Here is a 12,476-nt window from a genome sequence, read left to right as displayed (position 1 = left end):
GAACTTAAAATAGCGATGGAGCCAGTAATTTACTGGCTCCATCGCCTATAAAACCAACACGTTTTGTCCTATAACCCCACCATCTATTATGGATCAATACATGGTGATTCCTATACGCCGTATCCTTTTATAGTCTGCGAATAATATTTGATAATAATAGGCTGCAATGAAATCATTGCAGCCTATACTTATCGCTTATAGCATATTATTTTGCGTAATCCACAACGCGAGTTTCACGAATAATTACGACCTTAATTTGGCCTGGATATTCGAGTTCAGACTCGATGCGTTTTACGATATTCCGAACGAGTAATGTAGACTCAGCTTCATCAATCTTATCCGGTTTTACTACAACGCGAATCTCACGACCTGCTTGAATAGCAAAGCATTTTTCAACGCCTTCGAAGGATTCAGCGATTTCTTCCAATTTAGATAAACGTTTCAAATAGTTTTCTAATGTTTCTCGACGTGCTCCAGGACGAGCCGCAGAGATAGCATCAGCAGCTGCAACTAATACAGCTTCTACAGATTGGAACTCTTCATCACCATGATGAGCGCCAATGCAGTTAATTACTGCTGCACTTTCACGATATTTACGAGCCACATCAACACCAATTTGAACATGAGAACCCTCAAGTTCACGGTCCAATGCTTTACCAATATCATGGATTAAACCACCTCGTTTAGCCAATGTTACATCACAGCCTAGTTCAGCTGCCATCAAACCTGCTAAATGAGATACTTCAATAGAATGTTTCAAAACGTTTTGACCGTAACTAGTACGATATTTCAAACGACCTAAAATCTTTACAATTTCAGGATGTAAGCCATGAACATCAGCTTCAAATGTTGCTTGTTCACCAGCTTCTTTAATAGTTTGGTCAACTTCTTTGCGAGCTTTACCAACCATTTCTTCAATACGAGCTGGATGGATACGACCGTCTACAATCAATTTTTCCAAAGCAATACGAGCCACTTCACGACGAATTGGATCGAAGCCGGAAAGAATAACTGCTTCTGGTGTGTCATCGATAATCAAGTCAATACCTGTTAATGTTTCGAGTGCACGAATATTACGGCCTTCACGACCGATAATGCGACCCTTCATTTCATCATTAGGCAATGCCACTACGGATACGGTAGTCTCCGCTACATGGTCAGCTGCGCAACGTTGGATAGCAGAGGAGATAATTTCTTTTGCTTTTTTCTCCGCGTCATCCTTAGCTTGCTGCTCCATTTCCTTAACCATAATCGCCGTTTCATGACGAATTTCTTGTTCCACATTCGTTAACAAGATATTCTTAGCTTCTTCAAATGTCATACCAGAAATACGTTCCAATTCTGCCATTTGTTTTTCATACAAAGCTTCAATTTTTTCACGGCTTTGGGCTAAGTCAGCTTCTTTGCGATGTAAAGCTTCCTCTTTGTGCTCAATATTGTCTAATTTTTTATCCAAAGATTCTTCTTTTTGAAGAATACGACGTTCCATACGTTGAAGTTCAGAACGGCGATCTTTATTTTCTCGTTCTACATCAGAACGGAGCTTATGAATTTCTTCTTTCGCTTCTAATAAAGCTTCTTTCTTTTTAGACTCAGCTGTGCGTTCACCATTAGCGATGATACGTGCAGCCTCTTGCTCAGCTTGATTCAGTTTTCCTTCAGCAATATTTTTTCTTAAAAAATAGCCTACCCCTAGTCCAATCAGTACCATTACCACTGCAATTAGACTATACTCTAAAATTAGTCTCACCTCCTCTTAAATTCTCAAAATTGAGCTTTCATGCTCCTTTTTATGCCCTTCATGCATTAAAATTATCATTTAGCCATATCATCATATAAATAAATAAGGCTATTATTAATTTTAGACTTGAAAGCCCTTTCTGTCAAGATTTTACAAGCCTAGTAAGGCCTCTTAAAAAGCACTATTTATTCATAAAAATCATTGCATACAACTTGGATAGTGCTCGTTGAAAATCCTCTATATTTGAGAAAATTAAATACTTTTACACGAGGAGTGTCTTCTTCATTGAGAATGGAGCCAAATTTTTTCTCTACTACGCGATAAGCGGCTTTCACTTCATCATAATTAGAGATTTCCTGAGGCACTGTAAGACCTCGCAGCTTCATCTTTTGCTTAATCATATACGCACCGTATTTTTGTTCTTTCATCAAGTACGCCAATACTTGCTCAGATAAGCGCTCATCATTGATATAATCATAGTCTCTAAGGCGTTCAAGGACCCGCTCAATGATTGGGTCCTCGATTTGTTTACGTCTCATTTTTTGTGTCAGTTCATAGGAACTAAGAAATCGTTGAGCCAGGAAGCGATACGCTTGATCCATAGCAGCTTGCATCGTTTCGTCACTCATGATTATACTTCTTCAGTTACTTCTTCACCGATTACATCAATTTCTTCTGTACCAACAGCTAATGTATCGCGAATAATACGATCGATTTCATCAGCGATTTGTGGATTATCTAACAAATATTGTTTAGCTGCTTCTTTACCTTGGCCCATGCGTTCACCATTATAGGAATACCATGCACCAGATTTATTGATGATTTCCATATTTGTGCCAATATCGATAAGTGTACCAGCTTTTGAGATACCTTCACCGTACATCAAATCAAACTCAGCTGTTTTGAATGGAGGTGCTACTTTATTCTTAACAACTTTAACTTTAGTGCGAGCACCAACATTTTCGTTATTAGCTTTAATTAATTCACCCTTACGAACATCAAGACGTACGGAGGAATAGAATTTCAACGCACGACCACCTGTTGTAGTTTCAGGATTACCAAACATTACGCCTACTTTTTCACGCAATTGGTTGATAAAGATAACAACAGTTTTAGATTTGCTGATGATACCAGTCAATTTACGCAATGCTTTACTCATCAAACGAGCTTGGAGACCTACGTGAGCATCGCCCATTTCACCGTCGATTTCTGCTTTAGGAACCAAGGCTGCAACGGAGTCAACTACGACGATATCTACAGCACCACTGCGAACAAGGGCTTCTGTAATTTCAAGAGCTTGTTCACCATTATCTGGTTGAGAAATCAACAAGTTATTGATATCTACGCCCAAATTACGAGCATATACAGGATCCATTGCATGCTCCGCATCAATAAAAGCTGCAATGCCACCTTGTTTTTGCGCTTCTGCTACAGCATGGAGAGCTACTGTTGTTTTACCAGAGGATTCTGGACCGTAGATTTCAATTACACGGCCACGAGGAAATCCACCTACGCCAACAGCGATATCGATTGCAAGAGAACCAGAGGAAATAACCTCTACGTTCATGCGATCTGCCGCTTCACCAAGACGCATAATAGCGCCTTTACCAAAGTCTTTTTCAATTTGTTTTAACGCGTTATCCAACGCTGCTTGTCTGCCATCTACAGCCATTCTTTTATTTCCCCTTTTCTGTTATATAAGTATAAACATAGTAAAGTGCTAGTTCTGCTGCACTTTGTCTAATATCTTCACGATTACCAATTAAATTAGCCTTATGAGCCACTGTTCCATGAGGTCCGGTAACCCCAAACCATACAAGACCAACAGGCTTTTCAGGACTACCACCGCCAGGACCAGCTATACCAGTCGTAGAAACGGCATATGTTGTTTGACCAACAGTTCGTGCCCCCTCTGCCATAGCCTTAGCAACTTGCTCACTAACGGCCCCATAGGTGTCTAACATATCTTGAGGTACACCTAATACACGATGCTTTACATCATTACTATAGGAAATAACACCGCCCATATAGTATTCACTGCTACCACTGACATTAGTCAATAACTTACCAACTAAGCCAGAAGTACAAGATTCAGCAGTACTAATCGTACTATGTTCCTCTAGTAAAGCACGACCCAGAGTTTCCTCCATGGAAATAGATAAATCGCGACCTACCCGAGAGCCTAACCGTTCTCGAATGATAGCATCCCAAGGATTGAGAAGCTCATGTGCGGCCTCTAAGGTATCAGCCTTAGCCGTAATGCGCACCTCAATATAGCCTTTTTTGATTAATAACGCTATAGTCGGATTTGATTGATTCTTAATGAGATCCATTAAGGTATTCTCCAAATCGATTTCGCGAATATCGTATACACCATATCGATAAGAGGTAACCACACCTTGTGAACCAAAGCGCTCATACAAATATGGAACTACACTATCTTGGAACATGCCCTTCATTTCACCAGGAGGTCCTGGCAAAAGAATATATGTAGTATCTCCGTCTTCAACGACAACACCTGGTGCTACACCTACCGGATTATGTAGTACCTTTGCACCTTCTGGCAATTGTGCTTCTCGACGACTTGCATCTGGCACAGTACGTTTTACACGTTGGAAAAATTTTTCAACCTCATCCATTGCCTCTTGATTAAATATAATCTTCCGGCCCACAGAATCGGCCAATACATTCCGTGTAATATCGCCCTGTGTCGGGCCAAGCCCACCAGTACTAATAACAATGTCTGCCCGAGAGCTAGCTAACTGAAAAACTTCAGCCATACGCTTTGGATTATCTCCTACTACCGATTGATGAGCAATAGTATAGCCTAATTTATTTAATTCTTGTGCTAGCCAAGATACATTAGTGTTAACTGTATCACCTAGCAATAACTCTGAACCTGTAGAAATGAGTTCTACAATCATCAGATCACCTCCACAATCGAATGTATCGAGCTGTGTTTTATTCTACAACCGTAGCTACTACGTCGTAAGCAAAGCCCTGCTCTACTTGTACCTTAAGAATATCTCCAGGTTGAATCTCTTCTCCGCAGTCTTCAATGTACATATTACCGTCTACATCAGGTGCTTGAGATTTTAAGCGTCCTTTAGCGAGTAATGTACCATTCTCACCTTCCTCGATTTCTTCTACCATTGCATAGTCAATAGTACCTTCTAAATCGCGGTTATTTTCTTCAGAAATAGCGGCTTGGATGGACATGAGAATATGATAACGCTCTTCTTTTACCTCTTCTGGCACTTGGTCTTCACGCGCACCAGCTGGTGTACCTTCCTCTTGAGAATAAGTAAATACGCCCATATTATCAAATTTGATTTCTTTTACAAAGTCGCAAAGTTCCTCAAATTGCTCATCTGTTTCACCAGGGAATCCAACAATAATAGATGTACGCAATGTAATATGTGTAGGAGCATTTCTAATTTTCTTAAGCAACCGTTCAATATCATTGCGATCATCTCGACGATTCATTTGTTTTAAAATATCGTTATTAACATGTTGTAATGGGATATCTACATATTTACAAAGTTTTGGCTCATTAACGATAAGATCTAACAATTCATCAGAGAAGAATGTTGGATATAGGTATAACATGCGAATCCATTCGATACCATCTACTGTAGTTAACTCCTTAAGCAATGTAGTCAACAACGGCTTACCATCGTTAAGGTCAATACCATAACTAGTTGTATCTTGAGCAATCAGAACAACTTCCTTAACACCTGCTGCAGCTAATCGTTCCACTTCGGCCTTAATAGACTCGATAGTACGACTGCGGAATGCACCGCGCACCTTTGGAATAATGCAGAAGGTACAACCGTTGTTACAACCTTCCGCAATTTTTACATACGCACTGTAACGAGGTGTTGTTTGAATACGAGGCATGCGTTCATCATAGATATTTGTAATATTTTCCATGATACAACTGCGATTGCCATGCTTAATAGCATCAACAGCAACCATGATTTGGTCCCATGCACCTGTACCGATCAAAGCATCAATTTCAGGAATTTCTTTGAATAGCTCATCCTGATATTGTTGGCTTAAGCAACCTGCTACAATAAGGCCTTTACATGTACCATCTTCTTTATATTGAGCTACCTCAAGAATGGTATTAATAGACTCCGCTTTGGCTTTCTCAATAAAAGTACAGGTATTTACGACGATAAGATCTGCTTCGCTTAGGTCCTCTGTAATCGTATAGCCATTATCTTTCAATAAGCCTAACATTACCTCTGTATCTACTAAGTTTTTAGCACAACCTAGGCTAACATATCCTAATTTCTTACCCATTCTATATCCTTTCTTAACAAGATTATTTTCAATTTACTACCTTAATAGGATCTATATAACTGAGTTATTCCTTACGGAAACGCACTTGGCTAACCCAGTGATTTAGTAATAATTTTTTACCATCAATGGTGTAACCGCCATTTACAGGCCATAAAATTAGCTCATGTCCCAATGAGTCTTTTGGCTCATCCATTTCTGGGTTTGTAAATATATAGGTGAAGTTATTTTCAACCATATACTTTGCAGTCTTTGTAGATAACAACCAATTAATAAATTCGACGCTATCTGCTTTATGTTTTGAATTTTTTAATACGGCCGCCCCAGTTACATAATAAGAGGTCCCATCCGTTGGATAAATGACCTTAATTGGATATCCATGACGAGTATATTGGGCCGCATCAGATAAATTGCCAATGCCGATATTAGACTCTCCAAGCGCTGTTAAACGAACTGGGGTAGACAAGAACTTAGCATGTTGTATTACATGAGGTTTTAAGCTATATAAATAGTTTAATGCTTCAGGCTCCCCCCTATATTCCACCATGTTATATAACAAGTTCGCCGCATTCTGAGAAGCTACAAAATCGGTCATTACAATGGTCCAATCCCCTTGTTTTGCCAAGGTATCCCATGTAGTAATATATTTACCAACCCCATTGTAGAAGGTATCGTTTTGAACAAATACGATAGGATCATACCAAAGGCCTACCCAATATCCATTTGTATCCTTTAGATTGTCACGCACCTCGTCAATTTTCTCATTAACGATAGGTGCATATTTTCCAGTATTGGCACCTACAACGAGGTTATCTTCAGAGGTAAGCACAATATCGCCAGATGTATCAGCTACATTTGAGGCCGAACGTTGCGCCATTTGCTCCTCTGTAAGAGGCATAACTGTAACTTTTACATTCTTCTCATCTTCATAACGATCGGCAAGCAATGTAGTTATATTATTCGGTAAGTCTGTATAAACTATAATCTCACCACGAACAGGCTCTTTTTCATGTTCTAATTGTTCTTGATGGTAAAAGTTTACGCCATAGGTCAACATCCCTACCACAAAAAGGGCTAAAATGCCCGGAGCAATCCATCGTTTCATATATGCCTCCTATAAGACATAAAGCATCCTCAAATGAGATTAGTAAAACTAATCTCTATAATTAACGACCACCACGGCTTTTGTTAGATGGACGACCTTTAGTCATACCACTGCGAGATGATCTTCCCTTACTACGCTGCTCACCGGACTGACGTCCGCTGCGACGATTATTAGCTTGTACACTATTGCGGTTTCCACCGCCCGTACCAGTACGATTACTATTGCGACCAATTGGGCGTGGTGGAATCAGACATTCTGGTCCAAATCCAATTAAATCACGCCGATTGGCTTCTATGAGTGCTTCTTTTACAAGATCATAATTTTCAATATTTTTATATTGCATTAAAGCACGTTGCTTAGCTTTATCTCTACCTTTTTTTGCTACATATACAGGCTTTCCATCTAGAGGATTAATACCCGTATAGTACATACAAGTCGATAGGCTCCCCGGTGTAGGAATAAAATCCTGTACTTGTTCTGGATACATATGTTGATCACGCAAGAACTCCGCTAATTCAATAGCATCTTCCAAGGCACAACCAGGATGAGAACTCATAAAGTATGGCACTAAATATTGCTTCTTACCAAGTTTTTTATTAGCCTCTTCAAACCAAGATTTGAACGTGAGAAACTCTTCCTTACCAGCTTTCCCCATCATATTGGTAACGCGTTTAGATACGTGTTCTGGTGCTACCTTCAATTGGCCACTAACGTGAAACTCACACAGCTCTCGTACGAAGTCTTTATTGTTATCTGCTAGAACATAGTCATAGCGCAAACCAGAGCGAACAAATACCTTTTTTACCCCTTTTAGCTTACGTAATTTACGGAGTAGTGCAATATAATCATCATGATTTGTATTAAGATTTTCACAAGGCTCTGGAGCCGCACAGGTACGACCTTTACAAGCGCCATATACAGCTTGTTTATCACATGCTAAATGACGGAAGTTTGCCGTAGGACCCCCAACATCGTGAATATAGCCCTTAAAATTATCCATCTCAATCATAGTTTGAGCTTCGTCGATTAAAGACTCATGGCTACGATTTTGGATGATACGACCTTGGTGATTGGTAATGGCACAGAATGAACAGCTACCAAAGCAGCCACGTTGACTAACAAGGCTAAATTGTACTTCACTTAACGCTGGTACGCCACCTTTATCATCGTATTTAGGATGCCACTTACGTGTATATGGCAAGTTATATACACCATCCATTTCCTCCTGTGTCAAAGGCAAAGCAGGCGTATTTTGAATAAGATATCTGTCCCCATGCTTTTGGACTACAATACGTCCATAAAATGGGTCTTGTTCATCATATTGAATACGGAAAGCATCAGCAAAGGCCATCTTATCAGCTTTAATTTCCTCAAAAGACGGGCATTCAACATAGTCTATAGTAGGAATTTCCTTTGCCATGTAACAAATACCGCGAATAGATGGCAAGGACTCTTTAAAGCGACCTTGATCTAGAGCATCTGCTAATTCCACAATTTGAAGTTCACCCATACCATAAACAAGTACATCGGCCTTAGAATCAACTAAGATAGAGCGACGTACGGTATCTGACCAATAATCATAATGACCAAAGCGGCGTAAAGATGCCTCTATACCACCGATAATAAGCGGCACATCACTATATGCCTCTTTCATACGGTTCGCATATACCAAGGTAGCCCTATCTGGACGATGTCCAGCTTCACCACCGGGAGAATAATCATCTTGACGGCGAATCTTCTTTGCGGCCGTAAATTTATTGAGCATTGAGTCTAGATTCCCTGCTGTAACAAGGGACGCTAGACGCGGTTTACCTAGTTTTTTGAAAGCCTCTACATCATTCCAATCTGGTTGATCTATAATGCCTACACGATAACCTTTGGACTCTAGGTACCGGCCGATAACAGCAGGTGCAAAGGACGGATGGTCTACATAAGCGTCCCCACTGATGAGGACAAAGTCTAATTCAGCCCAGCCACGTTCCTTCATATCCGAAGGTTCTGTTACTAAAAATCTATCCATCGATTGAGTAAATGCCTTTCTTTCCTTTTATTAGAAAAGGAATAACCATAGTAAAAATAATGCCATACAGAATAAAATTATGCCTAAAATAATACGTTCTTGTACGATAGAGCGTTGACGTTTACGTTGACGTGTTTCTAAGGACATTCGTTTCTTAGAGGTTTGGTATTCAACGAACTCGCTTTGTACCAAATTAGGAGTAGCTTGAGCTTTCTGTCTCGTCACAGAGCGTAAAGAAAAAGTATCAATATCCCCTACTTGGCTTTGGTAGGCTTTCACCAAGCGATCACCATCAAGATCTAAATAATTGCCATAATTACGAATAAAGCCTTTCACGTAGACCTGACCAGGAATGATGTCATATTTACCATCTTCGATAGCTTCCAAATAGGTTGTCTTAATGTGAAGTACTTGCTCCACATCTTTAAAGGTTAGATTACGTCTTACCCGTTCACGTCGTAATTCTTCGCCTAATTCAGCCATTTTCGTTCCTTTCTAACTCTACATACTACTCATATCGTAATCATTCAATTATTGTTCATCATTGGAGTCCGAGAAATAGCGAGCCTTTGCTTGTTCAGGACTCATTAAAATCTCTCGAGCTTTACTGCCCATGCTAGGGCCCACGATTTTAAGATCTTCCATCGTATCTACTAGGCGAGCCGCGCGAGTGTAACCTATGCGGAATCGACGTTGCAACATGGATACAGAAGCTTGACCAGATTCCATTACAAGATTAACAGCACGCTCTAATAATTCATCGCGGTAAATATCATTTTCTTCAGATGATTCTTTCTCTGTTTCCTTTTCAGCCTCTTGTGTAACAGTATCATCATATTCTGGTTCTCGTTGAGCTTTTACAAATTCCACAAGATGTTCAACTTCATCATCAGAGATAAATGCACCTTGTACACGAATTGGTTTATTCGCCCCGATTGGAGCAAACAACATATCACCTTTACCAAGTAATTTTTCTGCCCCCGCCATATCGAGGATGGTACGGGAGTCAATTTGAGAGCCTACGGCAAAGGAAATACGGCTCGGTACATTGGCCTTAATAGAACCAGTAATAACGTTAACAGATGGACGTTGTGTAGCAAGTACCATATGAATACCCGCAGCACGCGCCATTTGTGCTAAGCGGCTAATAGATTCTTCAATATCATCAGGAGCTGTCATCATAAGGTCAGCTAACTCATCGATAATTAATACAATTAACGGCATAGCCGCCTTAGGATGCGCTTCGTTATAACTCTTAATATCTCGTTTACCAGATGCTGCAAAGGCTTTATAACGAGCCTCCATTTCACGAACGGCCCAACGCAATACAGCAGCTGCTTTTTTCATGTCTGTTACAACTGGCGCCATCAAGTGAGGGATGCCGTTATAAATAGACAATTCAACCATCTTAGGGTCGATTAATAATAACTTGACCTCTTCCGGTTTACGACTAAATAGAATACTGGAAATCAAGGTATTAACACATACAGACTTACCAGAACCCGTAGTACCTGCTACAAGCAAGTGAGGCATCTTCGCAAGGTCTGTAATAACAGGTTTCCCTGCAATATCTTTACCAAGACCAACAGGAATGCCACCACGCGCATCCTTGAAGTCACTGCAATCAAGAACATCGCGCAAATGCACGGACTCTGTTGTCTTATTAGGAACCTCAATACCAATAGCAGATTTACCAGGAATTGGAGCCTCCATACGAATATGTTGAGCCGCTAAATTAAGGGCAATATCATCTGTTAAATTAACGATACGGCTAACCTTTACACCCGGTGCAGGTTCAATTTCATAACGCGTAACAGTTGGACCTTGTGTTGCATTAACGACCTTAGCAGTGATGCCAAAGTTGCTCAATACATTTTCAAGCATCATTGCATTTTGAGCTACTTCTTCACCATTGCTTTGACTCCCCTTCCCTTTCGCCAAAATATCAAGGCTTGGGAAATGATAAGGTCTATCATAGGTACGGTGAATTTGACCCTCTTTAGACACTGCTACTTGTGCTGTATCTTCTGTAGTACTAATGGTAGACGGTACTTGTAAGCTCATACCAGTCATACCTGCACCAGCACTTACAGAACTTGCAGCAGCACCTGTTCCAGGTACCGCAGACGCTATGGCAGCATGGTTAGTTTCCAATGGACCCATCGTTGTATTTTGATATGTGAACTCCGGTTGCTCCTCATGAGTATTGTCTCCTGATTCAGAATCATCGGAATATCCTTCATCTGGAGTATATGTATAATCCTCATCTGGAACATACACATAATCATCACCAGTAGATCTACTAGTATCTGAGAATTGATCGAAATCAGCCGCATCATAAGACTTCGCATCACCAGAAGCTTCAGAAATATTCGCCAATTGTTCTGCTGCTCGATTGCGTGCCTCTATCTCGGCTAATTCTTTCCAAGATGTAGGAGCCTTTGGTGTTTCCACAGTTGTGACTGTATCCGCTATTGGTTCCACCTCTACAGAGGTATCAGTTTCAAAGCTGTCTCTATCAGTAGTAATGCCGCGTTTTTCTAAAGTATCTAATGCTTGGTCTGCAGCATCTTCAAAGCGCGTATCTTTTTCCCTATTATAGGCTTTACGCTGTGCCGCCGCCTCTTTACGTTGCTCATTCCAGTCGTCAAAGACCTCTTTAGCGACAGCTACCTTCTCAGCAGCCACTTCTTTAGCTACATCTAATCCGACTTGTGTTTTATCCGCCGCCTTCTGCAACCCACTGCGCAGAGATAATCGAGTAATAAGAAGACCAAAGGCTAACAATAAGAATACATCAAGAATAATAGCACCTAAATTACCTAATAAAGTGCGCATGAATGTAGCAATGGCGCCACCTACAACACCACCTTGGTTAGCCAATTGTGTTGTAATAAGTTCCTGCCCCTCAGGAACGCGCCACAACGGAACGAGAGCTAACAAGAATAAGAAAAACAAGGTCATTACAATGCCTCGTTTTGTAATGGAAATAAATGTCCCCTTATATAATAATCTCCAACCTACCCAGAAAACACACAAACAAGGAATAATCCCACCTAGGCCGAAGCCGTAGCGGAATATACCTGTTAAGATTTCACCGACAAGACCGAGTTCAAAGTCAAAGAATCCGAGCAGGGAAATAACTGCAAAGGCAATGATAATTAAACCTTTAACTTCGCTACGCAAGGAAAATCCTTGAGATTTAGTTTGCTGTTTTGTACTTGTTCGCTTTCGTCGTGTATTGCGTTTTTTGGTGGAAGTTTTTTCTTCTGCCATAAATCTATACAAACCCCTTACTTATATAA

At 40.4% G+C, this 12,476-nt stretch carries 9 protein-coding genes; all 9 read right to left on the bottom strand.

What is annotated here, in order from left to right; genetic code table 11:
• Positions 1-205 precede the first annotated feature (205 nt).
• Entirely contained in the window at positions 206-1,750 is a 1,545-nt protein-coding gene (gene rny, locus LKD20_RS05890; protein ID WP_255403550.1) for a ribonuclease Y, read from the bottom strand.
• Between the two features lie 176 nt (positions 1,751-1,926).
• Positions 1,927-2,370 (bottom strand): regulatory protein RecX, encoded by a 444-nt coding sequence (locus LKD20_RS05885; RefSeq protein WP_227721152.1) that lies wholly within the window; start codon positions 2,368-2,370, stop codon positions 1,927-1,929.
• Between the two features lie 2 nt (positions 2,371-2,372).
• Positions 2,373-3,413 carry a recombinase RecA gene (gene recA / locus LKD20_RS05880; protein ID WP_005386086.1) on the bottom strand — a complete coding sequence of 347 codons (1,041 nt, stop codon included), beginning with the start codon at positions 3,411-3,413 and terminating at the stop codon, positions 2,373-2,375.
• A gap of 4 nt (positions 3,414-3,417) precedes the next feature.
• On the bottom strand, positions 3,418-4,665 hold the full coding sequence (locus tag LKD20_RS05875) for a competence/damage-inducible protein A (RefSeq protein WP_227721151.1): 1,248 nt from the start codon (positions 4,663-4,665) through the stop codon (positions 3,418-3,420).
• Between the two features lie 37 nt (positions 4,666-4,702).
• Positions 4,703-6,049: a 30S ribosomal protein S12 methylthiotransferase RimO gene (rimO, locus tag LKD20_RS05870; protein ID WP_227721150.1), complete on the bottom strand. Its 1,347-nt coding sequence runs from the start codon at positions 6,047-6,049 to the stop codon at positions 4,703-4,705.
• A 64-nt stretch (positions 6,050-6,113) separates the two neighbouring features.
• On the bottom strand, positions 6,114-7,151 hold the full coding sequence (locus LKD20_RS05865) for an ABC transporter substrate-binding protein (RefSeq protein WP_105089409.1): 1,038 nt from the start codon (positions 7,149-7,151) through the stop codon (positions 6,114-6,116).
• A gap of 61 nt (positions 7,152-7,212) precedes the next feature.
• Positions 7,213-9,171, bottom strand: a complete 1,959-nt coding sequence (locus LKD20_RS05860) for a YgiQ family radical SAM protein (RefSeq protein WP_227721149.1) — start codon at positions 9,169-9,171, stop codon at positions 7,213-7,215.
• Positions 9,172-9,201: 30 nt separating this feature from the next.
• Positions 9,202-9,654, bottom strand: coding sequence for a helix-turn-helix domain-containing protein (locus LKD20_RS05855; RefSeq protein WP_105089411.1), 453 nt, complete (start codon positions 9,652-9,654; stop codon positions 9,202-9,204).
• 48 nt (positions 9,655-9,702) lie between these two features.
• The gene (locus tag LKD20_RS05850; protein WP_227721148.1) at positions 9,703-12,447 is read right to left on the bottom strand and encodes an FtsK/SpoIIIE family DNA translocase; all 2,745 of its coding nucleotides are present in this window, start codon (positions 12,445-12,447) and stop codon (positions 9,703-9,705) included.
• Positions 12,448-12,476 lie beyond the last annotated feature (29 nt).

This window comes from Veillonella fallax (genome assembly GCF_020687175.1).
Lineage (GTDB): Bacteria > Bacillota > Negativicutes > Veillonellales > Veillonellaceae > Veillonella > Veillonella fallax.
This window is presented reverse-complemented; position numbering and strand designations above follow the sequence as displayed.

Excerpts from the sequence above, each read along its gene's own strand:
- LKD20_RS05885 (WP_227721152.1), bottom strand. The coding sequence starts at position 2,370 with ATGAGTGACGAAACGATGCAAGCTGCTATGGATCAAGCGTATCGCTTC.
- recA (WP_005386086.1), bottom strand. The coding sequence starts at position 3,413 with ATGGCTGTAGATGGCAGACAAGCAGCGTTGGATAACGCGTTAAAACAA.
- LKD20_RS05875 (WP_227721151.1), bottom strand. The coding sequence starts at position 4,665 with ATGATTGTAGAACTCATTTCTACAGGTTCAGAGTTATTGCTAGGTGAT.
- rimO (WP_227721150.1), bottom strand. The coding sequence starts at position 6,049 with ATGGGTAAGAAATTAGGATATGTTAGCCTAGGTTGTGCTAAAAACTTA.
- LKD20_RS05865 (WP_105089409.1), bottom strand. The coding sequence starts at position 7,151 with ATGAAACGATGGATTGCTCCGGGCATTTTAGCCCTTTTTGTGGTAGGG.
- LKD20_RS05860 (WP_227721149.1), bottom strand. The coding sequence starts at position 9,171 with ATGGATAGATTTTTAGTAACAGAACCTTCGGATATGAAGGAACGTGGC.
- LKD20_RS05855 (WP_105089411.1), bottom strand. The coding sequence starts at position 9,654 with ATGGCTGAATTAGGCGAAGAATTACGACGTGAACGGGTAAGACGTAAT.
- LKD20_RS05850 (WP_227721148.1), bottom strand. The coding sequence starts at position 12,447 with ATGGCAGAAGAAAAAACTTCCACCAAAAAACGCAATACACGACGAAAG.